Source organism: Amycolatopsis sp. cg5 (assembly GCF_041346955.1).
Classification (GTDB): domain Bacteria; phylum Actinomycetota; class Actinomycetes; order Mycobacteriales; family Pseudonocardiaceae; genus Amycolatopsis.
Window position 1 is genome coordinate 4,456,158 of record NZ_CP166849.1, and the last position, 26,813, is coordinate 4,482,970.

Consider the following 26,813-nt stretch of genomic DNA (forward strand, 5'->3'; position numbering starts at 1 on the left):
ACTGGTCTCGAACCGGTTCCTGACAAGTCGCTGACATCGGTCGCCGAGAGTGTCGGCCATGGTCAAGTGGAAATGGGCGCTCGGGGCGGGCGTGGTGCTCGCGCTCGTCGCGGGCGGGTTCGTGGTGATCGCGCACGGCCAGGGCAAGGCGCCCGCCGCGAGCCCGCCCGCGTCGGTCAAGACCATCGCGATCGAGCAGACCGACCTCACCGACAGCCGGACGTTCACCGGCACGCTCGGCTTCGGCACACCCCAGACGCTCAAAGGCGCGGGGGAGGGCCTCATCACCAAGCTGCCCAAGACCGGCGACACGGCCGCCCGCGGCGAGTCCTTCTACGCGGTCAACGGCAAGCCGGTGCCGGTGTTCTACGGCGACACCCCGCTGTTCCGCACGCTCGACAACGCCGAGCTCACCGGCACGGACGTGGCGATGGTCGCCGACAACCTCGCCGCGCTCGGCTACAAGGTCGGCGCCCGGCCCAAGGACCGCGCCAAGACCGCCTACACGGCCACGCTGTCCGAGGCCGTGAAGAAGTGGCAGAAGAAGGCGGGCCTCGACGAGACCGGCACGCTCGGCGTCGGCCAGATCGTCGTGCTGCCGGGCAAGACACGCGTCAGCGCCGTGTCCGCGGCGCTCGGCGACCCGGTGGCGGGCCCGCTGATGACCGTCACCCCGACCGACAAGGTGATCACCGTGCCCGTCGAGGCAGGCTCGGTCGCCGCCATCAAGGCGGGCGCCGAGGTGACGATCGTGCGGCCGGACTCGAAGGAGATCCCCGGCAAGGTGACCGCGGTCAGCGGCACCGTCGAGGACTCGAAAGACCAGCAGCAACAAGGCCCGCCCAAGATCTCGATCACCATCACCCCCGACGACGAGTCGGCCGTCGCCGACCTGGACTCGGCGTCGGTGCAGGTCCTGATCACCATGGAAAGCCATACCGGGGTGCTGGCCGTTCCCGTCGGCGCGCTGCTCGCGCTGCGCGAAGGCGGATACGCCGTCCAGCTGCCCGACGGCACGCTCAAAGCCGTCAAGACCGGCATGTTCTCCCGTGACAAGGTGGAGATCAGCGGGCCGGGCATCGCGGCGGGCATGCTCGTGGTGACCGCGTCATGACCCCGGTGCTCGCGCTGCGCGGGGTCAGCAAGATCTACCCCGGCGATGTCGTGGCGCTCGACGACGTGACGCTCACGATCGGCGCGGGCGAACTGCTCGCCATCGTCGGGCCGTCCGGCTCGGGCAAGTCGACGCTGCTCAACATCATCGGCACCCTCGACCTGCCCACCCACGGCACGGTCGAGATCGGCGGCGAGGACGTCACCCGGCTACCGGACCGGCAGCTCTCCGCGCTGCGCGGACGGCGGCTCGGCTTCGTCTTCCAGCAGTTCCACCTCATCGACGGCCTCGACGCGACCGAGAACGTCGCCACCGGGCTGCTCTACGCCGGCGTGCCACGCCACCGCCGCCGCGCGCTCGCACTCGAGGCGCTCGGCCGCGTCGGCCTGGCCGCACGCGCGGATCATCTGCCGCACCAGCTCTCCGGCGGCGAACGCCAGCGCGTCGCCATCGCCCGCGCGGTCGTCAACGCGCCCTCGCTCGTGCTCGCCGACGAGCCGACCGGCGCACTCGACACCGCCAACGGGCTCGCCGTGCTCGATCTGCTCATGGCGCTCAACGCCGAAGGCACGACCATCGCGGTCATCACCCACGACCGCGACATCGCCGCGCGGCTGCCACGTCAGGTCGAAATGCGCGACGGGAGCCTGGTGTGAAGCTCTCCGATCTGCTCAGGCTGGGCATGCTCGGCATCAGCACCCGCAAGACCCGCGCGGCGCTGTCCGCGCTGGGCATCTCCATAGGTATCGCGACGATGATCGTGGTCACCGGAATCCCGGCGTCCAGTCAAGCCGCTCTGCTCGATGAACTCTCCTCTCTCGGTACGAACATGCTGCGCGCCGAACCGGCTCCCAACCAGCCGGTGCGGATCCCGGAGACCGCACTGGCAGGCGTCGGCCGGATCGGCCCGGTGACCACCTCGGCCGCGGTGGCGAACACTCACACGATAGTCCGCAGGTCCGACAAAACCGATCCTGACGACGGCTCCGGACTGGCCGTGCTGGCCAGCAGCCTCGGCCTGCTCGACTCGGTCAACGGCAAAATCCACACCGGACGTTTCCTCGACCAGGCCACCGAAAACCTCCCCGCGGCCGTACTCGGCTACGTGGCCGCCTCCCGTCTCGGGATCAACCAGCTCGTGCCGGGCAGGCCGCCGGTCGTCTACATCGGACACTCGTGGTTCACGGTGATCGGCATCCTCGACCCGATGCCACTGGCGCCCGACATCGAACGCGCGGTCATGGTCGGCTGGGGCGCCGCCCGCACCCAGCTCGGCTTCGACGGTCACCCCACGGTCATCTACGTCAAAGCCAGGGAATCCGCGCTGGAGGACGTCCGCGCGGTCTTGCCCGCGACGCTCTACCCCGAGTTGCCCGGCATGATCCAGGTCAGCAGGCCGTCGGACGCGCTCGCCGCGAAACGCGCCACCGAAACCACTTTCTCGGCCCTGTTCCTGGGCCTGGCGGGTGTCGCGCTGCTCGTCGGCGGCGTCGGCGTCGCCAACACGATGTTCATCTCGGTGCTGGAACGCAGACGCGAAATCGGCCTGCGCCGCGCACTGGGCGCGACCCGAGGCCACATCCGCGGCCAGTTCCTCACCGAGGCCGTCGCGCTCTCCGCGCTCGGCGGTCTCGCGGGAACGGCGATCGGTTCGCTCGCCGCGCTCGGCTACGCCACCTACCAGGGCTGGCCTCCGGTCATCCCACCGCTCGCGGTCGTCGCCGGCGTGCTCGGCGCGATCGTCGTCGGCGTCGCGGCGGGCCTGCACCCGTCGATCCGCGCGGCCCGGCTCACCCCCACCCAAGCACTCGCGTCCACCTAGGAGGTACCCGTGAAACGCCTGCTCATCGCCGGTTCGCTGCTCTTGCTGGCCGCCTGTTCGACCCCGGAGCAGAAGCAGCCCGAAGTCGCCACGATCTCGTCACCCGTGACGGTGGGAAGCAGCAGCGCCGCCGCGCCGACGTCCACTGTGGAGGGTGAACGCCCACGGCACCGCATCGACGAGACGCCGGAGGACTCGAAGCGAATGATCGCGCCGTGGCTGGCCTGCATGAAGGCCAATGGCGCCGACCTCGACACCCAGCCGAACAACATCCCGGGCGCCGAGCAGTGGAGCAAGGACCACAAGGCGGCCGGCGACACCTGCCGCAACAAGCTCCCGCTGCCCGCGTGGGGCATGGACCGGGAGAATCCGGCCTACCGCGACAACATGCACCGCTGGGTGAAGTGCATGAACGACCACGGCATGAACGTCGTGGAGAACGTCGGCGACACCGAATCGCCGTGGCACTACGGCTCCAGCAACCAGCCCGCCGACGCCGACAAGATCGAACGCTCCTGCGAACTCGAGATCCTCGGCCCCCAGGACAAATAGCTCGGGTCGTGAGTGGTACGGCCGGTTCTAACCGGCGATACCACTCACGACCTCGGTCTTGACAGCTCGTCCGCGCCAGGCCCTCGGGCCGGGCTTGGGTCAGGGCCTCCCTCACCCGAATCCCTGGGTCAGGGAGGCCCCCGCCCGAATATCCGGGTGAAGGAGGCCCCCCACCCGCCCGAACCGAGTGAGGGAGGCCCTCACCCAGCCGCCCCGCAGACACGCCATGTTCGACTTTCGCTTGGCAGAAACGGCGATACCACTTACGACCGCCGAATGGTCGGCGTCCTCGCTCGTGCTGGATGAGGTGAGGGTGCCCCTCACTTCGCGGGGCGGGGCCGGGATAAAGCCCGCTAAACTCCCGCCCCGCGCCGGTCAGTGGGTGCCGATCTGGTTGCCGGAGGAGTCGTAGATGTAGCCGTCGGAGCTGTACCAGCAGTCGGCGACGCCGTCGTAGTCGGCGTGGTAGCCGCCGGGGTGATTGAAGGACGGGTCGGGGACGTCGGTGGTGATCGGGTGTTCGGTCTCGCCGAAGTGCAGATCGGAGTGCAGGTCGGGGAAGTCCATCGAGGTCAGCTTTCGCTCAGGCGCGCGGACAGCTCGTGTGCCCGGTCGCGCAGGGTGGTGCAGCGGGCCAATTCCTGTTCCGCCGCCTGCTTCTTCGAGGCCAGTTCCTGCTCGGCGGCCGCGAGGTTGGACGCGTACTCGGCCAGCACCGTGCTGAGCCGCTGCTTCTCCGCGGTGAGGCCGGTTTCGATCGCTTGGCGGACCGTCTTGCGGACCTCGCCCAGTACCTGCGTGATCTCCGCAGGCACTTCGGTGCGCAGGCGTTCGACCACCTCGGACAGGTGACGGCTCGCGTCGGATCGGCTGCCTGCCGTGCGGTCGCGTTTGCCGCGGTAGCCGGACAGGAGGCCGACCGTGCCCGCGAAGGCGGCGAGGCCCGCCAGTGGGTTGAACGTGACCATGCCGACGACCGCGCCGACCGCGGTGCCGACGCTGGTGGCCATCAGGCTGTTCTCGACCACGGTCGGCGCGTTCGTCTTGGTGCGGACGGGTACGGCGACCACGATGTCCACTGTGGACTTCGAGGCGAGCTGGTTGAGGGTGGCCAGGTCGTTCTTGAGCCGGTCGGCCAGCTCCGAGCCGAGTGCGCGGATCTGGTTGTTCAGCTCGGACTTGATGTCCAGCCACACCGCCTCCGCGCGAGCGGGGAGGTCGGCGGCGACGGCGTCGAGAACGTCGCCGCCCCCGCTGGCGATGACGCGGGTGGTTTCGTTGCGGAGGTTGCCGATGCGGGACGCCAGCCTGCGATTGAGGTCGCGCTCCACAGTGGACAGGCGCTCGTTCAGTGTGGTGCGCCAGCCCGCGTGGTTGGCGGTGACGGCCGCGAGTTCCTTCTGCTGGGCGGCGACCGCCGCCGGCAGCTCCGGGTCGAGCGTGAGGGTGCGCAGGGTGTCGGCGTGACGTGCGCACAGGCGTCCCGCGATCGTGCCCGCGAACTGAGCGACGTTGGCCAGGCGGATCGACTCGACGCGGCCTGCCACCGCCTTCAGCTCGGCCTCCAGTGCCGGGAAACCGCTGCGCTCCAAGCGTTTCGCCGCCGCCTCCGAGGTGTTGGCGCGGTCGGCGTCGACTCGGTAGCGGCTGCTGACCGGGTACCACGGGCTGCCGCGATAGCGGGGCGCGTGCTCGGCGACGAGCGCGCGGTTGCGCTCGAGCACCTCGCGCCAGGCGGGGTGCAGGTCGATCTGGGTCAGCGCGAACACCACCGCGCCGACCCGCTCGGTCGCGCCGGCCAGGAACGCCAGCTCGGAACTGGTCAGCTCCGAGCCCGCGTGCACGACGAACAGCAGCGCGTCGGCCAGCTCGACGGTCGCCAGTGCCAGCTCTGCGTGCCCGTCCACGAGACCGCCGACGCCGGGAGTATCTACGAGTCGCAAGCCGTTGTCCCGCAACAGCTCTGCCGGGACTCGAATCTCCACTCTGGACACATCGGTGCGGTACGCCTGCCCGGTCTCCGGGTCGACGGCCGCGTGCGTGGCCAGTTCCTCCGGATCGACGCGCACGCCTGCCGGGTGCGCGCGGTCGAACACCAGCACCGACAGCTCCTCGCCGTGCCGCAGCTCGACGTGGACCGCCGAGGCGACGTCGGCGTCGACCGGGAGCAGGCCGGGGTGGCCGAGCAGCGCGTTGATCAGGGAACTCTTGCCGCGTTTCTTCTCGCCGACCACGACCGTGCGGCAGGTGCCGGAGCGGACCCGTGCGGCCTCGTCCCGCACCGCGCTCGCCGACGCCGGGTCGCCCGCCGCGAGCGCGGCCGCGGCGACCTCCTCGACCACGTCAGTCATCGGCGTGCACCGCCTCGGTCCGGTAGACCACGACCTGCGGACGCCTGACGACGCGGTCGCCGTCGACGTACCCGGCGAACTCCGTGCTGGCCACCGTCAGCTGCAGGCGCTCGTCACTGGTGTCCGCCCGTCCGATCGCGTCGAACCGTTCGGGGTCGAACGGCTCGCCGTCCGGGAGGACCGCGTGCACGCCGGCGTCGGCGAGCAGGCGGTGCATCCGTTGCCACAGCGCGGGATCGACTTCGCGCAGCCGGTCGGCGATGTCGACGCAGATGTCGATGAGCGCGGGTGCCCGGTCGGGTGCCGGTTCGCGCCGGAACCACGCCATCAGAAGATCGCCGCGAGCAAGCCGAAGATCGCGGAGAGGAGGCCGCCGACCATGATGACGCCGACGACGACGGCGAGGACCACCAGGATCACCCCGATCGCCGGGCTCAGATCCACTTTGCTTCCCGACGACGAGGACGTCGGCGTCGACGGGGTGTAGGTCGGCCGGTAGGTGCTTTCGGCGGGCTTGGTCTCGATCTTCGGTGCCTCGACTTTGAGTACCGGCTTGGGTTTCTCCGGCTTCTTCATCTTCGTCAGCGCGCCGCAAGCCACCGTCAGCTTGGGCTGCTTGGCTTTCCGTATGAGCGCCTTCGGCAGCGCTTCGCTGACCAGCGACTTCACCAACGGTGTCTGGCTCGCTCCACCGACGAGGTAGACGGCTTTGACCTCGACACCACTGTCCCGCACTGTGCGGACCAGCTCGGTCACCGTGGTCTCCAGCTTGGCCTTGATCAGCGACTCGTACTCCGCCTTGCTGATCACCAGCTCGCCCGCGACACCCTTGACGTAGACCTCTGCTTTGTCGTAAGTGGACAGTCGTTCTTTGGCCTTCACGACGTCCTGCCTGATCAGCGCCCCCTGACGGCCGGTGTCGGGTCCGGCGAAGACCTGCTCCCACACCTCGGGTGACGCCATCTCGCCGACGCGGTGCCCGACGAGTTCGAGCAGCGCGCTGTCGAAGTCCTCACCACCGATCGCCGCGCCACCCGGCGCCCCGATCACGCTGAAGCCGTCCTTGGTGCGCTGCAGCACGGCGGTGTCGAAAGTGCCGCCGCCGAGGTCGTAGACGGCGATGCTGCCACCGACCTCCACCTCACGGTCGACCAGCAGCGCCCGCCCGGCCGCGACCGGCTCGGTCGAGGTGTGCGCGCCGCTCAGCCCGGCCCGTTGTGCGCCCTCGCGCAGGATCGCGACCGCGCCGGGCGTCCAGCGCACCGGGTGGGTCAGCACGACGCGGCCGGGTTCGCTGTCCCCGAGCATGAACTGTGTCCGCGCGGTCTTGGCGACGTACGAGTAGATCGCCTCGACGAGGTCGACCGGCTGGAGCGTGCGCCGGTGCAGCCGGACCTGGCTCGCCGAGGCGACCGCCCGCTTGGGCACCCGCTCGACCCTGGACGGGAACTGCGTCGCGCTGGGCCCGGTGAGCAGCTCGCCGTCCATCGACAGCGCGACCTGCGAGCTGAACGAGTCCGAGCCGTCGAACAGCACGGGATGCACGGTGCCGCCGGTCCGCACGGCGGCCGAGGTGAAGCTGGTGCCGAAGTCGATCGCGATCGACCATGACCTCGTCATGGGAGTCCTCCGTTGTCGTCCTGCTGGGCGAAGAAGAAGCGTTGGCAAAGTTCACTGGCGTCGCGGGCGTGCCGCGAAAGCACGGCCGACGGCGTGTTTTCCCAGGCACGCCACCGATCGATCTCGTCGTCGGCGGCGTCGGCCAGCTCGGCGGCCCCGGTGCCTTCCGGCAGGCCGAGGCAGGCGGCGGTCGTGGTGCCGGTGGCGAGCCGTTCGAGCGCCGCGACCTCGTCCTCCGGGAGTTCGCAGCGGCCGAGCAAGACGTCGGTGAGCGCGCCGGCGAGCCGCACCTGGCCGAGCTCGGGCAGCCCGCGAAACCGGTCGAGCTCGGCGCGCACCGCACCCAGCGCGCTTTTCTCGGCCGGGCTGGTGCCGCGCCACGTCGCGGCCTCGGCGTTGGCGAGCACGCGGGTGCAGCGGAGCCGGTCGCTGCCTGCCGCGAGCGACGTGGTGATCCGCTCCAGCAGCGGGTCGACCTGGGAGGTTTCCCTGAGCAGTTCGGCGAAACCGCCGGTGTCGGTCCGCGTGGACGCGACGAGCGCGCGGATGCCGTACATGCCGAGCGCGCTCATCAGCCGTCGGCTGTGCTCGTCGGGCAGCGGCGCCATCGTCAGGAAGTCCTCAGCCGAATAAAGCACGTCCTCGAGTTCCGGCGCGGGGAGCGCGCGGACCTTGAGCACGGCCGCGGTGTCGGCGTCGTCGAACTCCGTGGCCGAGTGCGCGAGCAAGGCGAGCACCGGCACGATCCCACCCGCGACACCCCGCAGTTTGGCGCTGTAGTTGGCGGCGACGCGGTGCGCGATCGGCCACGGATCGCCCTCACCGTCGGAAAGCTGGTCGACGCGGCTCAGCACGCCGAGCACGTTCGCCGCGGTCAAGCCGGAACCCGCCGCCTGCTCACGGACACGCAGCAGCGCGCGGTTGTCGTTGTCACCCGGATGCGGCATCACGTAGAGCACGGCGTCGGCCTCGGCGAGCGCGCGCTCGGACCCGGGATCGAGGCCGCTCAGGCTGTCCACGCCCGGCGTGTCGACGAGCGTGAACCGCTCCGCCAGCACCGCGGACGGCAGCCCGACCGCGATATGGTCCACTTCGGACAGTGGAGCGTCGAGCCTGGCGGGCACCCGGCCGCGCGCGTCGAGCGACAGCGGCGCGGACTTCCCGTCGAGCGTGTGCAGTGTGGCGGAGACCTTGCGGGCGTGGTGGAAACGGCTGACCACGGTGGTGGTCTCGGTGTGTCCGGTGGCGGCGACGCCGGTGCCGAGAAGTGCGTTGACCAACGTCGACTTGCCTGCCTTGAGCCTGCCGCCGACGGCCAGCCGGGGTAGTGGTTCCCCGAGTGCCGCGACGGCGTCGCGCAGTGCTCGCGCCCCCTCGCCGTCTCCGAGTTTTCCTAGATGTCCACTGAGCAAATCGGTCAACCGGGCGCACAAGCCCACCTGCGTCATGCTCGCTTCTGTCGGGCGCTCACGCTCCGCTGCTACACGGATGATTGAAATGTCACTCTACTGGGCTAAAGTCGAGATTCATTCACCATTTCCGTGCACGGTGAGCACGACTCCGTCGGCCAGGCGGTACGGCCGGGTGTCGACGATCGCCCCGAGCAGACGGCGCATCCGCGACACCTCCGCGCGCACGGTCACCAAGTGTTCGGCGTCGCCGTAGAGCGCGCGGCTGAGTGCTTCGGCGGACAGGCCCGCCGGGCCCGCGGTGTTGAGGTGCACCAGGATTTCGGCGTGGCGGGGCGTGATCGCGCGGCGCCAGCCGGTCTCGCCCGCCTGCGTCCGCAACGCCGGGGAGCGCCCGAGTTCGAGGTCCAGCCGGACGTGACGGCTCGCCTCTGCGCGGCGGACGAGCCACCCGCCCGCGACACGCTCCGGCAGGCACGCGCCGAGGCCTGGCACGGCGAGCACCTGCCCGTCGAGTGGCGCGGCGACCCGTTCGCCCGGCGCGATGCCGGTCGCGGTGGCGACCCAGCCGTCGTCGTCGATCAGCAGCGCCGGGCCGTTCGAAGCGGCGAGCAACGGCTCGCCGGTGCGGCGGAGGTGATCGAGGCGCTGCCGGTGATGGCGCCAGAGTTCGGCCTCCACCAGCCGCCGGCCGGTCTCCACCAGCGCGCCGATCGCCGGGTGCAACGTCAGCGCCGGACCGCTCACGTCGATCACGCCGAGCAGCTCACCGGTGCGCGGGTCGTGCACCGGCGACGCGGAGCAGTACCACGGATGCTGGTTCTGCTCGAAATGCTCGCCGCTCAGCAGTTCCACCGGCGCGGCCTCGGCCAGCGCGGTGCCGATGGCGTTCGTGCCGACCGTCGCCTCCGTCCAGTCCGCGCCCTCGGAGAACCCGAGCGAATCCGCGCGGCGCCGGATCGCGGGCGACCCCGCGCGCCACAGGATGACGCCCTGGGCGTCGGTGACGACCAGCAGCATCGACGTCGCGTCGATCACCTGCCCGAGATCGTCGATGACCGGCCGCAACGGCGATTTCTCGCGGCGGTGCGCGACTTCTTCGAGCGGGATCGACGCGCGCGCGTTGATCCCGTCGGCGGCGAGGCCGTGGCCGAGCGCGCGCGACCACGAGCGGGAGACGAGCGGACGGGGCAGCACGCGTGGCCGTGCGCCGCCGATCACGGCTTCGTGCATGCGAACCAGATCGCGGGCGTGCGCGGGCAGGCTGGCGCCCGGCGGGACCGAGCCGTTCGTGCTCAACCGGTCACCTCCCGCGTCATCGCGTCGACCGAGCATAAGTCGCCGCACGCGTGAGGCCAAGCCGTGCAACACGCTGCAACCCTTGCCGCGCGCGGTCGCCGGGGCGTGTGATCGGACCTCCAGCACACCATCGAGGCAGGGGAGTGGACATGACGCAGACGGTCGGCCGGACCGACGCGAAAGCGACGCCGCAAGCCCGGGTCGACGCCTGGCTGAGCGAGTTCGAAGCGGCACTCACCGCCCGCGACGCCCAGGCCGCGGCCGCGTTGTTCGCCGTCGACGGCTTTTGGCGCGACCTGGTCGCCTTCACCTGGACGATCAAGACGGTCGAGGGCCGAGAAGGCGTGCACGACCTGCTGTCGGCGTGCCTGGAGCACATCGGCCCGTCCGGCTTCCGCACCACGGAGCCGCCGACGGAGGCGGGCGGCATCACCGACGCCTGGTTCGAGTTCGAGACGGCGACGGGACGCGGCAAAGGCCATCTGCGGCTCAAGGAAGAGGGCGCGTGGACGTTCCTCACGAGCCTGCGCGAACTGCGTGGTTTCGAGGAGCACCAACGGGATCGCCGCCCCAAGGGCGTCGAACACGGCGTGGTGCGCGGCCGCCGGTCGTGGTCGGAGAAGCGCGCCGACGAAGCGTCTCGTCTCGGGTACGAGGAGCAGCCGTACGTGGTGGTCATCGGCGGCGGGCAGGGCGGCATCGCGCTCGGCGCGCGACTGCGCCAGCTGAACGTCCCCACCCTCGTGCTGGAGCGCAACGAACGCGCCGGTGACTCGTGGCGCAAGCGGTACAAGAACCTCTGCCTGCACGACCCGGTCTGGTACGACCACCTGCCGTACCTGCCCTTCCCGGAGAACTGGCCGGTGTTCGCGCCCAAGGACAAGATCGGCGACTGGCTGGAGATGTACACGCGCCTGATGGAGGTGCCGTACTGGACCAGCACGGAGGTCACCTCCGCGTCGTGGGACGCCGAACGCGAGCAGTGGCTGGTGACCGTGGTCCGAGACGGCGAGGAACTCGTGCTCACGCCGAGGCATGTCGTGTTCGCGACCGGCATGTCCGGCAAGCCGAACGTGCCGTCGTTCCCCGGCATGGACGTCTTCGCCGGCGATCAGCACCACTCGTCAGGGCACCCGGGCCCGGACGCCTACGCGGGCAAGAAGGCGGTGGTGGTCGGCTCGAACAACTCCGCGCACGACATCTGCGCGGCGCTGTGGGAGCACGGCGCCGACGTGACCATGGTGCAGCGCTCCTCGACCCACATCGTGAAGTCGGACTCGCTGATGGACCTCGGCCTCGGCGACCTGTACTCCGAGCGCGCGCTCCGCGCCGGCGTCACCACGGAGAAGGCGGACATGGTGTTCGCGTCCATCCCGTACCGGATCATGGCCGACTTCCAGCGCCCGGTCTACGACGCCATCCGCGAGCGCGACAAGGACTTCTACGCCAGGCTCGAAGCCGCGGGCTTCCGCCACGACTGGGGCGACGACGGGTCAGGGCTGTTCATGAAGTACCTGCGCCGCGGCTCCGGTTACTACATCGACGTCGGCGCCTCGGAGCTGGTCGCCGACGGCAAGATCAAGCTGGCACACGGCCAGGTCGACCACCTGACCCGCGACACCGTGGTGCTCGCCGACGGCACCGAGCTGGCCGCCGACCTGGTGGTCTACGCGACGGGCTACGGCTCGATGAACGGCTGGGTGGCCGACCTGGTCGACCAGGAGACCGCCGACCGCGTCGGCAAGTGCTGGGGGCTGGGGTCGGACACGACCAAGGACCCAGGGCCTTGGGAAGGGGAGCAGCGCAACATGTGGAAGCCGACGCTGCAGGAAGGCCTGTGGTTCCACGGCGGCAACCTGCACCAGTCGCGGCACTACTCGCTCTACCTCGCGCTGCAACTGAAAGCCCGGTACGAGGGAATCGCCACCCCCGTCTACGGCACACCCGAAGTGCACCACCGCGCGTAGGGGGCGTCCGCTTACCGGGGACCTTGAGCTGCCCCAGGCCCGGGGATAAAGCGGGCTTTACTCCGCGAGATAAAGCCCGCTTTATCCCCGGGAGTAAAGCGGGCTTTATCCCCGCCTGGGGGCACCGGGCACAAGAGAAGGACGCCTTCCCCGCGCTGGCAGCGGGGAAGGCGTCCTGGAACGGCGCCGGGTGAGAAGTGAGGCGTCCTCCTACCCGGCGCCAACCGGCCCGGCGGTCTTCGGGGGGCTGGGAGAGTGAGACCGCCGAGGTTCGCGGGTCCGGCCCGACGGGCAGGGCGCTACCCGCCGGACCGGAGTTGGGGTGGGGTGCTGCTCGTCGCTACTTCAGTAACCTCCATTCCCGTCGGTGGGAGCGGACTCGGTGACGGCCTTCTTGTCGGCCGCGATCTTGCACCCGTTGGGCTCGATGGCGTACCAGGTGTTGCCGACGGTGTGACCGTTGGCCTGTCCTGGCGCGGTGTCCTTGGAGTAGCGGTAGACCGGCCAGTCGCCGATCATCACCTGCTCGGTTCCGTCGGCCCGCTTGACCTTGCCGATGAGCTTCGGGTCGACCCCGTTGAGCTTCACTTCACCCTGTGACAACAGCGGGGGCCATGTCTTCGCGCAGGCGTCCTCGCAGGTCGCCTTGCGGGGCGGCTTCGCGCCGTCCTTGGTGAACAGGTACAGCGTCATGCCGTTCTGGTCGGTCATCACCGGCCCGAGCCCGGCGATCTCCGAGGCGTTGAGCGCGGTGGAGGCCTCCTCCGTGGCCTTCTTCTCGTCGGCGCCGCCGGTCTCGCCCGTCTTGACGGCCTTGCCGCCCGCCGGTGTCACCGCGCTCCACACGCCGTCCTTGCCCTGGCCGGCCGCCTGGCCTGGCGCGGTGTCCTTGGAGAACCGGTAGATCGGCCAGCCGTTGACGGTCACCTGCTTCGTGCCGTCGGTGCGGGTCACCGTGCCGACCATTTTCTCGTCGACGCCGGTCAACTGCGGCGCGCCGTCGGCGAGCAGCGGCGGCCAGGTGGTGGCGCAGGCGTTGTCGCAATTGGACTTGGGTGGTTTGGAGGTGTCCTTGTCGAAGCGGTACAACGTCTTCCCGGTCTGATCGGTGAGCACCTGGCCCACCCCTTCGACTTCGGTGGCGACCAGTTTCGGCTGCTCGATGGCGGCCTGCGGCTTGATCTGCACGGCCGCGGGCGGTGCGTCGTCGGCCGTGGTGCCGCAGGCGGTCAGCGCGCCGAGACCGGACACCGCGAGCAGGGCCGTCACCGCGACACTCTTACGGGGCATGGGAAACTTCTCCTTCTTCGGGGACGTCCAGCTGATCCGGCAGGCCGTCATTCCCGGCACGTCCGGCCCTTGTTGATGCAGTTGACGACGCGGGTCATGATGCACTGGGACATCACGTTGGCGAAGTCGTCGTGATCGGACGCCGGGTTGTGCTTCTCCTCGGGGAAAGCGTCCACTTTGTACTGACCGGCGAGCTGGATGGCTCGGGGGATGTTGTAGGTGAGACTGACCCGCAGCTGGGGCACCGCCGAGAAACCCTTGCCGCACTTGCCGTTGGCGTCGGGGAAGACGATGTGCGTCCGGTGGTTGGCGCTGTCGATGTTCTTGCCGTCCCAGCAGCTCGGGAAGGTGTGGACGCGCTTGACCTTGCTGCCCTCCGGGCAGATCGGGTACTTGTCGATCAGGCGGTCCTCGAAGCCGGTGCAGGTCCAGCTGACCCTGGCGTTCTTGGGGCCGTTGGTGGTGACCTTGGCGTCACCGTAGAGCACGCGCAGGAACTTCGGCATGGCGCGGACCTTGCTCGCGGTGCTGCCCTGGAAGGTCAGCTCCACGTTCTGCGGCCGCTGGATCACGCCGTCGTTGCCGGGCAGCTCGTTGTCGGGGTTGGCGGGCGGGAGCTTCGCCGCGGCGTCGGCGCCTTGGCTGTTCTCGTCGCCGTTGTCGATGCCGTTCTTGCCCTTCTTCTTGTCCTTGACCGCGCAGTCCTTGAGGTCGGCGGCGTCGAGGTCGGACTTCCCGCCGTTCTTGGCGATCGTGTCGTTGATCTTCTTGATCGACGCGTCTCGCTTGTCCTTCAACGGATCGAGGACCGCTTTCTCGGCGGCGCCGTTGGCACCGCGGGCTTCGGCGGCCGCCATGTCCTTGTCGGCCTGTGCGGATTGGGCGTCGAGTGCGTCGAGCTCACGGCCCACCTCCTGCTCGGCGGCGGCCGGCAGTTCCTCCGGCAGCTGGCTGGCCACGTCGGGGCATTCGACGCGGGCGACCTCGTCGGCCTTCTTGGCCTGTTCCCGTTGCGGGTCAGGGTTTTCGGCCTTCGGGTTCTCCTTCTTCGCCTCTTCCTCGTCCTCGGTGTCGATGCGGACGACCGGCCAGAAGTAGGCTGACTTGTCACCGTTGCGGCAGGTGGTGCCCGCGGCCTGCAGGCTCTTGTTGTTGGAATCCGCGTTGGTGGACAGGTTTCCGACGTAGTCGTGCAGGTGCTGGGCGCCGTTGCGGACACCGGGCTGTGCGATGAAGTTGTCGGGGTTGAAGTGCCCGTTCTCGTTCTTCCCGCAGTTGACGGTGAAGGTGCCCTTCGAGGGACCCCGGCCTGGCTGTTGCTTGGCGACGTTCGGCTTGACGGTGGTGATGTCCACGAACAGGGACTTGTCGGCACCGTCTGCCTTCGCCTCGCCGGGTGAACCGGCGGTGACATTCACGACCAGCGCGCCCGCCGCGATCGCCAGTGCGAAAACACCGGTGGCGATCTTCGTTCTGCGGGCAATGCGATGTCGCCCTTCGTTTCGGGCCATTGACTGTTCACCTCGTTCGGCTTCCGGGCAGGGGGTATGACGGCGCCGCCCGGGAATGAGCTAACGGATGGTTCGTATTCTTCGAATCCGGACCGCGGTGGGGAAAGCGGCGGTTCCGGTTGCCAATTTGCTGTGGCATAGATGGATACGGGGGCCGACCATGATCGGTTTAAAACGCGATCCGCCCGTTATCATTCCGTTATATGCGGGACGCAACCCAGCGAAAACGCCCCCTGCGGAAGGCTCCGCAGGGGGCGTCTCGGGGTAACCGGTGTCTACGTGGAGATGCTCGCCAGCAGCTGGCCGTTCTCGGCGCGGATCTCGAACCGCTCGATCTCGCCGGGGCTCAGCGCGGTGCTCCCGGTGACCCGCAGCGGCTCGGGGGAGCCGTCGACGCCGTATCCCTTCACCGGCACGGTCCAGGTGGTCACCACCCACGGCGCGCCGCCGCTGCGCGCGATCGCCAGCAGCTGGCAGCGCTTCGGCCCGACGATGCCGCGCAGCTCCAGGTCGACCGTGCTGCCCCACTCGCGGCCCTGCACGGCGACCTCGGCGCCGACCGCGCTGCCCGCGTCCGACCAGCCGAACGAGCTCGACCCGCTGCCGGGCACCTGCGGCTTGCTGGAACTCGTCGCCGCAGGCGGCGACTCGATGGGCGCGACGAGCGTCGCGCCGTCGACCGAGGACGGGGTGAAGAAGGTCAGCGTGACCACGGGGCCCGCGACGATGAGCACGGCGGCGGCCGCGACCGCCAGCCTGCGCATCCGCGTACTTTTGCGGCGGGTCGCCGCGGCCTCCTTGAGCAGCGCGCCGAGCACTCTCGGGCTCGGCTCGGGCACCGGCGGGCGCGGCCAGGTCGCCTTGACCCGGTCCAGCACGTCGGGCAGATGGTGCAGCTCCAGCAGGTCGAGCTGGCAGTTCGGGCAATCCATCAGGTGCTCTTCGAACGCCGCGTTCTCCTTCTCGGAGAGCAGGCCGAGAACGTAAGCGGCGACGTCCGTATGCGCGGTCCCGCCCACCTCAGCTCACCCCCGTTCCTGCAAAGCGCGGCGCAAGGCGCGTACAGCGTGATAGATCCGAGACTTGACCGTACCCGGAGGGACACCAAGTGTCGCGGCCACTTCGTTCACGGTTCGGTCACGCAGATAGGTCTGCTGGAGTGCCTCCCGGTGTTCCGGGGACAGGTTGCGCAAGGCGTCATAGACCACTAACGCGGCGAGTGTCTTCTCCGACTCGTCCGGAACGCCGATGGTGTCCGCGTCGGCCTCCTCGACCTCTTGTGGCCGTGCGCGGCGACTGCGCCAGCCGTCGATCACGATGCGCCTGGCGACGGTGAACAGCCACGCGCGGAGCATTTCCGGCTTGCGGTCCAATTTGTCGGCGTTGCGCCATGCCTTGATCAACGTCTCCTGTACGACGTCCTCGGCCCACTGACGGTCATGTCCGGTTAAACCCAGAGTGAAGGCCATCAATGGTCCGCCGAACTCGGCGTACAGCGCTTTTGCCAGGTCATCACGGGCACCGGAAACGGCGCCATGATCGACATCGTCGATGACGGGCTGCAGGGTTCGGCTGTGGCGTCCCACGGAACGACATCCTTACGGCGGCGGGGTTGCTCGTCTAGTGGCAAAACAGGCTGAATGTTTTTTGAACCGTGTCGGGACTGTGACCGTATCCCCGTCCGAAGGCCCCCGACAAGCGTTGTTCCCCCGCGACGCCGAAAAAAATCCACTATGGACGCTGACTGTCCTAAGTGGATCAAGCGCGCCCTTTTCCCGGTGCGTTGTCGTGCTTCCCCGGCCCCCGACAGGAGGAAGTCATGAAACTCCGCTCAACCGTGTCGCTCGCGGCGTGTTTCGCCGCGCTGACACTCACCGCGGCCTGCGGTACCAGTGGATCCAGTGGATCTTCGAACACCGGCTACCAGCAAGGAACAAGCGCTGGTCACGGCGGTATGCGGATGCCGATGCCCGACCCGAACGAGAAGCCCGCCATCCACGCGGTGCGCGCGTTCGACCTCGGCACGCTGGTCGTCGACACCCAGGGGCTGACCCTCTACCGATTCGACAAGGACACCGCGAGCCCGCCGAAATCCAACTGCGAGGGCAATTGCGCCCAGGTGTGGATTCCGGCGCGTGCGAACGGTGAACTCGATGTCACCGGAATGGACAAAGCGCTGATCGGACGGGTGACGAGGACGGACGGTAGCGACCAGTTGACGCTCGCGGGCTGGCCGCTTTACCGCTACGTCAAGGACGAGATGCCGGGGGAGACCGGCGGCATGGGCGCCGACCAGGTCTGGTATCCGATCGCGCCGGACGGCAAGAAGATCGCGACGACCGTGGACGCGAGGCAGGCCAATGCACTCGGCTTCTGAACGGCTGCGCGCCGCTTCGGTGCTACTCGTACTACTGGTGCTCGGCCAGTTCGCGCTCGCCGCCGTCGCGGGCGCCCAGCCGCAAGGTCAGCCCATCACCTCCACCGACGAAACCCTGATCGTCAAGGTGAGGCTGGCCGGGCTCTGGGAAATGCCCGCCGGTGACTGGGCGCGGACACGCGGCGCGAGCCCTCGTGTCAAAGAGGTCGGCATGTCCATCATGGTCGACCACGGCAGGCTCGACGTGCAGGACCGCGCGCTGGCGGCGGAACTGGGCATCGGACTGCCCGATCAGCCGACGGCCGAGCAACAGGGCTGGCTGAACGAGATGCAGAACGCGCGAACACCTGCCGAATTCGACCGTATCTTCGTGAATCGGCTGCGCGCGGCGCACGGCGTGATCTTCAGCGCCATCGCGCAGATCAGGGCAGGCACCAAGAACGACCGCATCCGCGCGTTCGCGACCACCGCGAACCAGGCGGTGCTGCGCCACATCACGCTGCTCGAGAGCACCGGGCTCGCCGACTTCGACGCGTTGCCGCAGCCGCAGCTTTCGTCGACGTCCGCCAGTGCCGCGCTCGACCTCAAAGCGACCGACATCATCACCGTCGTCGTGCTGGCTGTGCTGCTGGGCGGGGCGACCGTCCTGCTGCTGTGGCTGATCCGGAATTCACGGACCCGCCTCAAACTTCGACCGGGAGAACTGAATGAGTGACGGCGTCCGGTCCATCGCGCAGATGTCCGCGCGACTGGCCTACGCGTTCATGTGCCTGACCTTGTGCTGGGGCGTGCTCACCGCGACCGGGTGGGTCCGCAATGTCACCGGGCGCAAGGCGTTGCGCGGCGGGCATCTGGCGCTCGCGGTGCTGACCTTGTCCTTCGGCATCGTGCACGCGCTGAGCTTCCTGTTCCTGTCCACCGGCGCGTTCACGCTGCCGATGCTGACCGTGCCGCTGCTGCCGGGGACCATGGCGCGCCACACGATCGGGATCATCGGCCTGGAACTGATGCTGGCGATCGCGATCACCGCGGGCCTGCACCGGTTCACCTCGTATCGTCGCTGGCTGTGGTTGCACCGAACGGCCTATCCGGCCGTGTTGCTGACCGCCGTGCATTCGCTGTTCGGCGCGATCGCGAACGGCAACATCGCGATCCTGTGGCTGGGCGGCATCACCCTGCTCGTGCCGACGGTGACGTTGGCCGTATTGAGGTTCCTGCCGGTGCGCACCCTCGAGCGCATCGGCCTGGTGGAGGAGCAAGTCGCATGAAACTAACCCTGCGCGCCGGACCGCGGGTCAGCGTCGACAACGACCGCTGCGAGTTGTACGGCATTTGCCAGTACGAAGCACCCGACATCTTCCAGCTCGGCCGTGACGGCAGGCTGCGGTTCCGCCGCCAGCTCACCGAAACCGACGTCGAGCCGGTGATCGCCGCGGCCCGCTGCTGCCCGATGCAGGCCGTGAGAGTGAAAGGCCTGGCCGATGAGTGACGGAGACCGAATAGTCATCGTCGGCGCGGGCGTCGCAGGCCTGCGCGCCGCGGAACGGCTACGGGAGCTCAACTTCGACGGCGAGATCGTGATCGTCGGCGACGAGGCCCGCAGGCCGTACCACCGGCCGATGGTGTCGAAGCAGCTCATCATCGGCGCGGCCCGCCCGATCGACGTGTCGTTGCAGGCCTACCGTGACATCGATGTCCGCTGGCGCCTGGGCACCAGGGCCACGCATCTCGACTGCGCGGAGCGCACGGTGTACCTGCCCGGCGGCGAGTCGCTCTGGTACGACGGCCTGATCGTCGCGACGGGCTCGTATCCCCGGCATCTGCCCGGCGCGCCCCGGCACGACCCGCGGGTCCGCATCCTGCGCACGGTGGACGACGCCATGGCCGTCAAGCGCGCGCTCGGCGTCTCCACGAAGCCGGCGGTGGTGATCGGCAGCGGCCTCATCGGCTGCGAGTTCGCCGCGAGCATGCGCCAGATGGGCCGTGACGTGACGCTGGTCGGCCATTCCAACGCGCCGTTGCACCGGTTCGGGCCGTCGATCGCCGAGTCGGTGACGAAGCTGCAGCAGAACCATCGCGCGCGGCTGGCGATGAACAGCTCGGTCCGGCATTGGATCAGCACCAAGGACACGGTCGGCATGCATCTGACCAACAACAAGCTGATCGTGGCGAGTTGCGTCATCCTGGCGATCGGCAGTGTCCCCGCCACCGACTGGATGCGAGGCTCCGGCCTCGACCTTTCCGACGGTGTGCTCTGCGAAGCGTCACTGTTCGCCGCGAACGCCCAAGACGTCGTGGTCGCAGGCGACGCGGCCCGCTGGCCGAATCTGCGTTTCGACGAGGAACCCCGCCGCGTCGAGCACTGGATCAACGCCGTCGAGTCGGCACGCGCGGCCGCGGAGAACCTGCTGGCAGGCCGCGCGGCCGCCAAGCCGTTCACCCCGCTGCCCCGTGCCTGGTCGACGCTGTACGACGTACGCCTGCAGATGGTCGGCATGCCCTCGCTCGGCGAGGACACGGTCCGCCTCGCCGACGGCCTCACCGGCTTCGTCAGGGCGGGCAGGCTGGTCGGCCTCGCGGGCTGGGACATCCCCCGCACGATGCTGCACTGGACGGCCGAGCTCGAACGCCGCCTGCCCGCTCCCACCTCGGTCGGCGCACCCGCCGAACCGGTCGAGGAGCCCGCACCCGTCTGGCAGCGGGTCGCGGAATCGCTCAGCGCGATCTGAGCGCACCCCCAGAACCGGCGCGCGATCGGCCCACTCGCGCGTTTCCGGCGTGCGGGCCGTATTCGGGAAACTGTGGACATCCCGAATACGGCCCGCACGACTACCCTTTCGGGCACCGAATCCCGCCCCCGAATACGCCCGAAACAATTCTTCGGGCGCCCGCCCTCCGGTCCACAGTTGCGGACAACCGCCGGAGGGAGAAAATCGGATGCGCCGCATCGGCATAATCGGGGCCGGACAGGCAGGATTGCTGCTGGCACTCGGCCTCCAGCAACACGGCTACGAAGTAACGGTCATCACCGACCGCGACGCGCAGACGATCCTCGGCGGTCGCGTCCTGTCCAATCAATGCGTGTTCGAACCGGCACTGCGCCACGAACGCGCGCTCGGCGTCAACTTCTGGGACGGCGTCGCCCCGGAGATCGGCGGCGTCGCCTTCACCTCGGGCCCGATCACCTGGAAGACCCCGCTCGACCGCTCGGCCCAGTCGGTTGACCAGCGGCTCAAGATGTCCGACTGGCTGGCCGAATTCGCGGACCTGGGTGGAGAAGTCCGTGTCCACAAGGTCACTCCGGACGACCTCGAGTCCTACGCGCGGGAGTTCGACCTCGTGCTCGTCGCGGCGGGTCGTGGGCCCCAGTTCGACTCGCTTTTCGCGCGGGACGAACGGTTCTCGCCGTACGCGGAGCCTCAGCGGGCGATCGCGATGATGTACGTCGACGGAATCTCGGACCGGGTGTATCCCGGCGTCGACTTCAGCCTGGGGCCGGAGGGGGAGTACTTCGCGCTGCCGGTGCTGACCGCGAGCGGTCCTGCTTACGGGATGTACTTCTCGGGGATCCCTGGCGGGCCTTTGGATTGCTGGGACGGCGTCGCCGACATCGACCAGCATTTCGAGATCGCGGCCGGCCTGTTGGCCTCGTTTTTCCCGTGGGCCAAGGAACTTCTCGATCATGCTTCGCCGCTTGGGGCGCTTGATCATCTGCATGGGCGCATCACGCCGGTCGTGCGTGACCCCGTCGGGCGGCTGGCTTCGGGTGCGCTGGTGCTCGCGATGGGGGACACGGCGGTGACGAATGATCCGATCGCGGGTCAGGGGGCGAACCTGGCGGCTCATTGCGCTGCCGCTTATCAGGCTCGGATCATCGCGCAAGGTGACGCGGTGTTCGATGAGGCGTTCATGCGTCGGAGTTTCGCGGACTTCTGGTCGGTGGGGCGGGTGACGACGCGGTTCAGCAACGACCTGCTCGCTCCGCCGCCTCCGCACGTGCTCGCGACCCTGGAGGCCGCGCAGTCCGCGCCCGCGGTGGCGCACCGGTTCGCGCACCTCTTCGACGACCCGTCCGACTACGAAGGCTGGCTCACCGACGAAGCCGAAGCCTTGCGCTACCTCAAAGCCTCGTGAGTGGTACGGCCGGTTCTAACCGGCGATACCACTCACGACCCCGGTCGCGACGGCTCGTCCGCTCCAGGCTCGAGGGTCGGGTTTGGGTGGGGGCCTCCCTGACCCAAATCCCTGGGTGAAGGAGGCCCTGACCCGAATATCCGGGTGAGGGAGGCCCTCACCCACCCGGACCGGGGCAGGTAGGCCCCCACTCAACGGCCCCTCAGGCAGGGGTCGTGAGTGTTCCGGCCGGTTCTAACCGGCGATACCACTCACGACCCCAGGCCTTGGCGGGCTTCGGGTTTGTATGAAGGCTCCCCTCATCCAGATCTGGCTGTATGAAGGGAGCCTTCATCACGTATAGCTGTATGAAGGGAGCCTTCATACAGGCCGAGCTGTATGAGGGGAGCCTTCATACAAGTCGGCCGAGGCGGGGCGCCGCGAGCGAGTCCTAGCCGGTGGCGTCGCCGAGGAAGAGGCGGCGTTCGGCCGGGGTGAGTTCCCGGGTGGTGCGGGCGTCGGCGAGGGAGCGGACGAGGTTGAGGGAGTCGCAGGCCTCGCAGTGCCAGACGCGGATCGTGCCGTCGCCGTTGGCGGTGACGAGCTGGCGGCTGTCGGGGGCGAAGGCGAGCAGGTTGACCGGGGCGCCGAAACCGCGGGCGGCGAAGGACATGTGGTTGCCTTCGTCGCCCCAGATGCGGATGGTGCCGTCGTCGCCGGTGCTGGCGATCCAGTTCTCGTCGGGGCTGAAGGCGACGCTCCACACCGGGCCGCCTTGGTGACCGCGCAACACCAGCGGTGCTCCGGTGCCGTCGGCGCTCCAGATGCGGACCGTGCCGTCGTTGCCGCCGCTGGCGATCCACTTGCCGTCGGGGGAGAAGGTGACGCTCCAGACCATGCCGCGCTCGTGGCCGCGCAACACCAAGGGCGTTCCCGAACCGTCGGACTGCCAGACGCGGACCGTGCCGTCGTAGCCGGCGGTTGCGATGTGCCTGCCGTCGGGGCTGACGGCCACGTTGCGGATGCCGCCTTCGTGGCCGCGCAACAACAATGGCGTCCCGGAGCCGTCGGCCGACCAGACGCGGAGGATGCCGTCGTTGCCTCCGGTGACGACGCGGCGGCCGTCGGGGGTGAAGGCGACGCTCCAGACGAGGCCGCGGTCGTCGGCGGTGTGGACGAGCGGCGTGTCGGGCTTGTCGAGGTTCCAGATGCGGACGGTGCCGTCTTCGCCAGCGCTGGCGACGCGCTTGCCGTCGGGGGAGAAGGCGGTGGCGAGGACGGCTTTGGTGTGGCCCTTGAGGTTGAGCGGGTTGCGGCCGTCGGACGGCCAGACGCGGACGACCGTGTCGTCGCCGCCGCTGACGATGTTCTTGCCGTCCGGGCTGACCGCGACGCTCCACACCGCGCCTTCGTGGCCTTGGAGCACCTGCGGGGCGCCGAGGCCGGTCGGGTCCGAGATGCGGACCGTGCCGTCGGTGCTGGTGCTGGCGAGTTCCTGGCCGTCGGGGCTGAACGCGATGCCGGGCACCGCACCCTTGTGGCCGGGTAGCACCAGCGGGTCGGTGCTGGCGGTGGTGTCCCAGATGCGGACGGAGCCGTCGCTGCCGGCGCTGGCGATGCGCTGGCCGTCGGGGCTGAACGCGACCGCGTGGACGGTGCCGTTGTTCTCGCGGAGCACCACGGGGTCCTTGGCGGGGCTCTGCCAGAGGCGGACCGTGCCGTCCGTGCTGGCACTGGCGATCTGCTTGCCGTCGGGGCTGAAGGCGACGGCGCCGACGGTGTTGCCGTGGCCGCGGAGGATGACCGGCTCGGCGTCGCCGTCGGGGTCCCAGATGCGGACCGTCGCGTCGCTGCCGCCGGTGGCGAGCGCCGTGCCGTCCGGGCTGAACGCGACCGCGAGCGCGCGGGTGTGGCCGCGCAGCACCTTCGCTTCGGCGCCGGTCGCGAGGTTCCAGAGCCGGACGGTGCCGTCGTTGTGCGCGCTGGCGAGCTGTTTGCCGTCGGGGCTGAACTGGACGGCCCAGGTGGTGCCCGCCGGTCCTTGCAGCACCCGGGGCGCGCCGCCGGTCGCGGCGTCCCAGATGAGGATGGTGCCGTCGTCGGCGGCCGCCGCGACCGAGCGGCTGTCCGGGCTGAACGACGGGGTGCGCAACGGGCCGTTGTGCCCGGTGAGCAGGCGCGGGGTGCTGCCGGGCATGCTGTGGCCGGTGCGTTCCCAGAGCCGGACGGCGCCGTCTTCGCCACTGGTGGCTTCGAGGCGGCCGTCGCGGCTGTACGCGATGCCGTAGGTCGGGCCGTGGCCGGTGGGGAACACCGCGCGGACCTTGGTGTCGACGATCGCTTGGCGCAACGCGGTCGCGGCTTCTTCGGTCGGCGCGGCGTCGACGGCCTTCTTGGCGAGCAGCAGGCCCAGTTCGGGGTCGATCTGGAGCTGGACGCGCGCGGCCGCGGCGAGCTGACGGGAGTAGGCCGAATCCTTGCCCGCGGTGGCGCGGTCGGCGCGCATGAACGCCATGCCCGCCAAAGTCGCGAGCATGATGACGACCGTGGCTCCGGCGCCGCAGGTGATGCTGGTGATGCGCAGGCGCCTGCGGCGGGCCGCGCGTTCACGGGCGACGGTCGCGCGGCCTTCGTTGAGGAACGCGAGTTCGAGGTCGTTGAGGCGGTCGGCGGGGAAGTCGTGGTACGACGCCAGGCGGGTGCCGCGGTAGAGGAAGCCGTCGTCGCGGCCGTGCTTGTCCCACTCGGCGGCGGCTTCGGTCAGTTTGCGGTGCCGGCGCAGCAGTTCGCGGTCCTCGGCGAGCCAGGTGCGCAACATCGGCCAGTGACGGATCAGCGCCTCGTGCGCGATGGTGACGTTGTCCTCGTCGATCGAGATCAGCCTGGCCTGAGCGAGCTGCTCCAGCACGCGGGCGATCGCGACGCCGTTCGGGTTGTCGAGCAGCTCGCCGTGCCGGGCCCGGCGTCGGGTGTAGTCGGCGCCGTCGGTCAGTGAGGTCAGACGGAGCAGCAGGTCCTTGGCGAACTTCTGGCCGGTCGCGTCCAGCGAGCCGAACGCGCGATCGGCCGTGCGGGCGAGCGCGCCCCGCACCCCGCCGGTGTCGCGGTAGGCGGCGACGCTGAGGATCCGGCCACGGCGGCGCGTCCATGTCTCGCGCAAGGCGTGCGACACCAGCGGCAACGCCCCGGGCTGGTCGGCCGCGTCGGCGAGCACGGCCTCGACGAGTGCCTGCTCGACCTTGAGGCCCGCGATGGCGGCGGGTTCGAGTATCACCGAGCGTAGGTCTTCTTCGTCCATCGGCCCGACCAGCAATTGGCGGTCGCGCAACGCCGCGACCAGCGGCGGATGCTCGGCGCAGTGCGCGTAAAAGTCGGCGCGGACGCCGAGAACCACGCGAATACGTCCGTCTACATTGTCGACCGCGGCAAGCAGGTCGTTGATGAATTCGTCACGTTCACGCCGATCACTGCACAGCGTGAAGACTTCTTCGAACTGGTCGACGATGATGAGCAGCCCGGTTTGCGCGGATTTTCCCTCCAGTATGTCTCTGATACGGGAACCGGTGACCGGAGCGCCATGCGACTCTGTCAACTTCGCGAAAAGTTCAGCGGTAGGATACTCACCGGGAGTGATGACCACGGGTAGCCAATGGCGCCCATCGCCGCTTGCGCTATTCTGCAGAGCCGGAATGAGTCCGGCTCGTAAAAGCGAGCTCTTGCCTATTCCCGATGGGCCGAATACGGCCAGAAAAGGGGATTCGGTCAGCCTTTTGCACAGTTCGTCGACCAATTTGCCCCGGCCGAAGAAACGTTCGGCGTCGGCACTCTGGAAGGTGGCGAGCCCCAGGTAGGGGGCGGTGTCCATCTTGTCCGTCTGCTCTGGACTGTCCTTGGCGCCGAGCTGGGCGTCGAGTGCTCGCCACCGTTCGGCCCAGGCCGAATCGTCGCCACCGCAAGCACGAACGTAGGCCAGCGTCACCGCGAGCGTCGGGAGCGTGTCGCCGCCCGCTGCCTCGGACAACACCGTGACCGAGTAGTGCGAGCGCCGGGCGAGTTCCCGGTAGCTGGGTCTTCCGGCGGTCTCCCGTAATTGCCTTAACTCGACCGCGAATGCCTGCAGTGGCCCCGCGGTGGGATCGATGGCGCGTTCAGGCCGTCCCACGTCGTCCTTCCCCAGATGGCGAACTGTCCCCCGAACCTGTGTTACACGACTGGTGCTCAATGTATCGAGCACCTGGGGCGAATGCCACCGAACGGCCCAAGAATAGGGGTCCGTTCGGCCGTGTTTTGTCCGGCTCATTGTTTGTCCGGACGCCCGTGGTGGCCCTGGACAACTCCTCGGCTGCTAGACCGGGTAGCGGCGCACCGGGCTTTGGGGGCTCGGCGCCGGCGGCTTCGCCGGTGTCACTGCGTCGCGAGGCGGCGGTGAAGTTTCCGCTTTCCGCATACGGGCTGTTCCGCAGGAGTGCCGTCCTGGATGAGGAACACGCAATTGTATGCGGCGGGCATTCACGGCTGCCTTGGACAACAAAATGAGGCCTGAATGTTAAGAATCCATTTCACCGTGGAGGATTTGGCACGATTACGCATGGTCGCGGGACTGGGCCCGGTCGCGGAGAGTGTCTTCGCGCTCGACCAGTTCGGCCGGTCCAGCAGCGTGCCGTTCCTCCGGTGGCGCCGCCAGGTGCGTGCCGCGCTCGGCGCGACCAAGGACACGCCGCCGCTGGACGAGCTGCTCACGCTGCTCGAACAAGACAGCGACGACCGGCTGGCCGCGAGCGTGTTCGAGTTCTGCTCGGCCGCGGTGATCCCGTACTGGGACCAGGTGCGCGCCCACCTCGAGTCGGTCCGTGACGCGCTGGGCCGGGTCGCGATCACCAACGGTGTCGAAGGCCTGCTGAGCGCGCTGCACCCCAAGCTGAACTGGGCCGCGCCGGTGCTGGAGATCCCCGGCGAGATCGACCGCGACATCCACCTCAACGGCCGCGGCCTGCTGCTGTCCCCGTCGGTGTTCCTGTTCGGCCGCACCTCGGTGGTGCTGGACGCCGAGCGGACGACCGGTATCCCCGCGCTGGTGTTCTCCGTTCCCGTCACCGGAGATCTCCTGCGCGCGGAGGACCGGGGCGACCACGGGCTCGAAGCGCTGGTGGGGCACACCAGGGCGGCCGCGCTGCAGGCGCTGACCGAGAGCTGCACGACCGGCGAGCTGTCCCAGCGCCTCGGCATCTCGCTGGCGGGCGCCAGCAAGCACGCGACCGTGCTGCGCAAGGCCGGTCTGGTGATGACCGCGCGCAGCCGCAACTCGGTGCTGCACTCGCTGACCGGGCTCGGTGTGGCGCTGCTGCAGAGCCGAGGGCCGCGCGTGCGCCAGCCCGAAGTCGTCTGAAA

The 26,813-nt window shown here is 69.1% G+C and carries 23 protein-coding genes; 12 read left to right on the top strand and 11 right to left on the bottom strand.

Annotated elements, in window-relative coordinates; all coding sequences use genetic code 11:
- The first annotated feature begins 58 nt into the window (after window positions 1-58).
- Genes AB5J62_RS20070 through AB5J62_RS20085 form a run of 4 tightly spaced genes read left to right on the top strand, consistent with a single transcriptional unit; the run spans window position 59 to window position 3,488 of the window.
- Window positions 59-1,114 (top strand): peptidoglycan-binding protein, encoded by a 1,056-nt coding sequence (locus tag AB5J62_RS20070; RefSeq protein WP_370949824.1) that lies wholly within the window; start codon window positions 59-61, stop codon window positions 1,112-1,114.
- Window positions 1,111-1,770 (top strand): ABC transporter ATP-binding protein, encoded by a 660-nt coding sequence (locus tag AB5J62_RS20075; RefSeq protein WP_370949826.1) that lies wholly within the window; start codon window positions 1,111-1,113, stop codon window positions 1,768-1,770. Before AB5J62_RS20070 ends, AB5J62_RS20075 begins: the two co-directional genes overlap by 4 nt.
- A 26-nt stretch (window positions 1,771-1,796) precedes the next feature.
- Window positions 1,797-2,936 (top strand): ABC transporter permease, encoded by a 1,140-nt coding sequence (locus AB5J62_RS20080; RefSeq protein WP_370950302.1) that lies wholly within the window; start codon window positions 1,797-1,799, stop codon window positions 2,934-2,936.
- 9 nt (window positions 2,937-2,945) lie between these two features.
- Window positions 2,946-3,488 carry a hypothetical protein gene (locus AB5J62_RS20085; protein ID WP_370949827.1) on the top strand — a complete coding sequence of 181 codons (543 nt, stop codon included), beginning with the start codon at window positions 2,946-2,948 and terminating at the stop codon, window positions 3,486-3,488.
- A gap of 375 nt (window positions 3,489-3,863) precedes the next feature.
- On the opposite strand, the gene AB5J62_RS20090 is transcribed toward AB5J62_RS20085, so the two are convergent.
- The 6 genes from AB5J62_RS20090 to AB5J62_RS20115 form a co-directional block, all read right to left on the bottom strand.
- Window positions 3,864-4,055 carry a hypothetical protein gene (locus AB5J62_RS20090; protein ID WP_370949828.1) on the bottom strand — a complete coding sequence of 64 codons (192 nt, stop codon included), beginning with the start codon at window positions 4,053-4,055 and terminating at the stop codon, window positions 3,864-3,866.
- Between the two features lie 5 nt (window positions 4,056-4,060).
- On the bottom strand, window positions 4,061-5,839 hold the full coding sequence (locus AB5J62_RS20095) for a dynamin family protein (RefSeq protein WP_370949829.1): 1,779 nt from the start codon (window positions 5,837-5,839) through the stop codon (window positions 4,061-4,063).
- A complete protein-coding gene (gene grpE, locus AB5J62_RS20100) occupies window positions 5,832-6,167 on the bottom strand; it encodes a nucleotide exchange factor GrpE (protein WP_370949830.1) in 336 nt (111 codons plus the stop codon). Before grpE ends, AB5J62_RS20095 begins: the two co-directional genes overlap by 8 nt.
- Window positions 6,167-7,459, bottom strand: coding sequence for an Hsp70 family protein (locus tag AB5J62_RS20105; protein WP_370949831.1), 1,293 nt, complete (start codon window positions 7,457-7,459; stop codon window positions 6,167-6,169). Before AB5J62_RS20105 ends, grpE begins: the two co-directional genes overlap by 1 nt.
- Window positions 7,456-8,907, bottom strand: coding sequence for a dynamin family protein (locus AB5J62_RS20110; protein WP_370949832.1), 1,452 nt, complete (start codon window positions 8,905-8,907; stop codon window positions 7,456-7,458). The genes AB5J62_RS20105 and AB5J62_RS20110 overlap by 4 nt, the downstream gene beginning before the upstream one ends.
- A gap of 78 nt (window positions 8,908-8,985) precedes the next feature.
- The gene (locus AB5J62_RS20115) at window positions 8,986-10,167 is read right to left on the bottom strand and encodes a transcriptional regulator (protein WP_370949833.1); all 1,182 of its coding nucleotides are present in this window, start codon (window positions 10,165-10,167) and stop codon (window positions 8,986-8,988) included.
- A 149-nt stretch (window positions 10,168-10,316) separates the two neighbouring features.
- Here AB5J62_RS20115 and AB5J62_RS20120 point away from each other — a divergent pair, with 149 nt between their 5' ends.
- Entirely contained in the window at window positions 10,317-12,134 is a 1,818-nt protein-coding gene (locus AB5J62_RS20120; protein WP_370949834.1) for a flavin-containing monooxygenase, read from the top strand.
- Window positions 12,135-12,479: 345 nt separating this feature from the next.
- Here the strand turns inward: AB5J62_RS20120 and AB5J62_RS20125 are convergent, their stop codons facing one another.
- From AB5J62_RS20125 to AB5J62_RS20140, 4 genes are all read right to left on the bottom strand, one after another.
- Window positions 12,480-13,424: an SCO0930 family lipoprotein gene (locus tag AB5J62_RS20125; protein ID WP_370949835.1), complete on the bottom strand. Its 945-nt coding sequence runs from the start codon at window positions 13,422-13,424 to the stop codon at window positions 12,480-12,482.
- 47 nt (window positions 13,425-13,471) lie between these two features.
- Window positions 13,472-14,935, bottom strand: a complete 1,464-nt coding sequence (locus AB5J62_RS20130) for a DUF1996 domain-containing protein (RefSeq protein WP_370949836.1) — start codon at window positions 14,933-14,935, stop codon at window positions 13,472-13,474.
- Between the two features lie 275 nt (window positions 14,936-15,210).
- Window positions 15,211-15,954 carry a zf-HC2 domain-containing protein gene (locus AB5J62_RS20135; protein WP_370949837.1) on the bottom strand — a complete coding sequence of 248 codons (744 nt, stop codon included), beginning with the start codon at window positions 15,952-15,954 and terminating at the stop codon, window positions 15,211-15,213.
- Between the two features lie 6 nt (window positions 15,955-15,960).
- Entirely contained in the window at window positions 15,961-16,521 is a 561-nt protein-coding gene (locus tag AB5J62_RS20140) for a sigma-70 family RNA polymerase sigma factor (RefSeq protein ID WP_370949838.1), read from the bottom strand.
- Between the two features lie 233 nt (window positions 16,522-16,754).
- On the opposite strand from AB5J62_RS20140, the gene AB5J62_RS20145 reads away from it, so the two are divergent.
- The 6 genes from AB5J62_RS20145 to AB5J62_RS20170 all read left to right on the top strand — a co-directional run bounded on the left by AB5J62_RS20145 (window position 16,755) and on the right by AB5J62_RS20170 (window position 21,446).
- Window positions 16,755-17,312: a hypothetical protein gene (locus AB5J62_RS20145; protein WP_370949839.1), complete on the top strand. Its 558-nt coding sequence runs from the start codon at window positions 16,755-16,757 to the stop codon at window positions 17,310-17,312.
- Window positions 17,296-18,027 (top strand): DUF4142 domain-containing protein, encoded by a 732-nt coding sequence (locus AB5J62_RS20150; RefSeq protein ID WP_370949840.1) that lies wholly within the window; start codon window positions 17,296-17,298, stop codon window positions 18,025-18,027. Before AB5J62_RS20145 ends, AB5J62_RS20150 begins: the two co-directional genes overlap by 17 nt.
- Window positions 18,020-18,580 (top strand): ferric reductase-like transmembrane domain-containing protein, encoded by a 561-nt coding sequence (locus AB5J62_RS20155; protein WP_370949841.1) that lies wholly within the window; start codon window positions 18,020-18,022, stop codon window positions 18,578-18,580. The genes AB5J62_RS20150 and AB5J62_RS20155 overlap by 8 nt, the downstream gene beginning before the upstream one ends.
- Complete coding sequence (locus tag AB5J62_RS20160) at window positions 18,577-18,801, top strand: ferredoxin (RefSeq protein ID WP_091287044.1); 225 nt, start codon at window positions 18,577-18,579, stop codon at window positions 18,799-18,801. The genes AB5J62_RS20155 and AB5J62_RS20160 overlap by 4 nt, the downstream gene beginning before the upstream one ends.
- Window positions 18,794-20,041, top strand: coding sequence for an NAD(P)/FAD-dependent oxidoreductase (locus AB5J62_RS20165; protein WP_370949842.1), 1,248 nt, complete (start codon window positions 18,794-18,796; stop codon window positions 20,039-20,041). The genes AB5J62_RS20160 and AB5J62_RS20165 overlap by 8 nt, the downstream gene beginning before the upstream one ends.
- 208 nt (window positions 20,042-20,249) lie before the next feature.
- Complete coding sequence (locus AB5J62_RS20170; RefSeq protein ID WP_370949843.1) at window positions 20,250-21,446, top strand: styrene monooxygenase/indole monooxygenase family protein; 1,197 nt, start codon at window positions 20,250-20,252, stop codon at window positions 21,444-21,446.
- A 430-nt stretch (window positions 21,447-21,876) separates the two neighbouring features.
- Here AB5J62_RS20170 and AB5J62_RS20175 read toward each other — a convergent pair whose 3' ends face one another.
- Window positions 21,877-25,587, bottom strand: a complete 3,711-nt coding sequence (locus tag AB5J62_RS20175) for a helix-turn-helix domain-containing protein (RefSeq protein WP_370949844.1) — start codon at window positions 25,585-25,587, stop codon at window positions 21,877-21,879.
- 381 nt (window positions 25,588-25,968) lie between these two features.
- Between AB5J62_RS20175 and AB5J62_RS20180 the strand changes: the two genes are divergently transcribed.
- Window positions 25,969-26,811 (top strand): ArsR/SmtB family transcription factor, encoded by an 843-nt coding sequence (locus AB5J62_RS20180; RefSeq protein WP_370949845.1) that lies wholly within the window; start codon window positions 25,969-25,971, stop codon window positions 26,809-26,811.
- Window positions 26,812-26,813 lie beyond the last annotated feature (2 nt).

Excerpts from the sequence above, each read along its gene's own strand:
- AB5J62_RS20095 (WP_370949829.1), bottom strand. The coding sequence starts at position 5,839 with ATGACTGACGTGGTCGAGGAGGTCGCCGCGGCCGCGCTCGCGGCGGGC.
- AB5J62_RS20150 (WP_370949840.1), top strand. The coding sequence starts at position 17,296 with ATGCACTCGGCTTCTGAACGGCTGCGCGCCGCTTCGGTGCTACTCGTA.
- AB5J62_RS20090 (WP_370949828.1), bottom strand. The coding sequence starts at position 4,055 with ATGGACTTCCCCGACCTGCACTCCGATCTGCACTTCGGCGAGACCGAA.
- AB5J62_RS20125 (WP_370949835.1), bottom strand. The coding sequence starts at position 13,424 with ATGCCCCGTAAGAGTGTCGCGGTGACGGCCCTGCTCGCGGTGTCCGGT.
- AB5J62_RS20130 (WP_370949836.1), bottom strand. The coding sequence starts at position 14,935 with ATGGCCCGAAACGAAGGGCGACATCGCATTGCCCGCAGAACGAAGATC.
- AB5J62_RS20165 (WP_370949842.1), top strand. The coding sequence starts at position 18,794 with ATGAGTGACGGAGACCGAATAGTCATCGTCGGCGCGGGCGTCGCAGGC.
- AB5J62_RS20075 (WP_370949826.1), top strand. The coding sequence starts at position 1,111 with ATGACCCCGGTGCTCGCGCTGCGCGGGGTCAGCAAGATCTACCCCGGC.
- AB5J62_RS20120 (WP_370949834.1), top strand. The coding sequence starts at position 10,317 with ATGACGCAGACGGTCGGCCGGACCGACGCGAAAGCGACGCCGCAAGCC.
- AB5J62_RS20080 (WP_370950302.1), top strand. The coding sequence starts at position 1,797 with ATGCTCGGCATCAGCACCCGCAAGACCCGCGCGGCGCTGTCCGCGCTG.
- grpE (WP_370949830.1), bottom strand. The coding sequence starts at position 6,167 with ATGGCGTGGTTCCGGCGCGAACCGGCACCCGACCGGGCACCCGCGCTC.
- AB5J62_RS20105 (WP_370949831.1), bottom strand. The coding sequence starts at position 7,459 with ATGACGAGGTCATGGTCGATCGCGATCGACTTCGGCACCAGCTTCACC.
- AB5J62_RS20155 (WP_370949841.1), top strand. The coding sequence starts at position 18,020 with ATGAGTGACGGCGTCCGGTCCATCGCGCAGATGTCCGCGCGACTGGCC.
- AB5J62_RS20070 (WP_370949824.1), top strand. The coding sequence starts at position 59 with ATGGTCAAGTGGAAATGGGCGCTCGGGGCGGGCGTGGTGCTCGCGCTC.
- AB5J62_RS20180 (WP_370949845.1), top strand. The coding sequence starts at position 25,969 with ATGTTAAGAATCCATTTCACCGTGGAGGATTTGGCACGATTACGCATG.
- AB5J62_RS20160 (WP_091287044.1), top strand. The coding sequence starts at position 18,577 with ATGAAACTAACCCTGCGCGCCGGACCGCGGGTCAGCGTCGACAACGAC.
- AB5J62_RS20145 (WP_370949839.1), top strand. The coding sequence starts at position 16,755 with ATGAAACTCCGCTCAACCGTGTCGCTCGCGGCGTGTTTCGCCGCGCTG.
- AB5J62_RS20110 (WP_370949832.1), bottom strand. The coding sequence starts at position 8,907 with ATGACGCAGGTGGGCTTGTGCGCCCGGTTGACCGATTTGCTCAGTGGA.
- AB5J62_RS20170 (WP_370949843.1), top strand. The coding sequence starts at position 20,250 with ATGCGCCGCATCGGCATAATCGGGGCCGGACAGGCAGGATTGCTGCTG.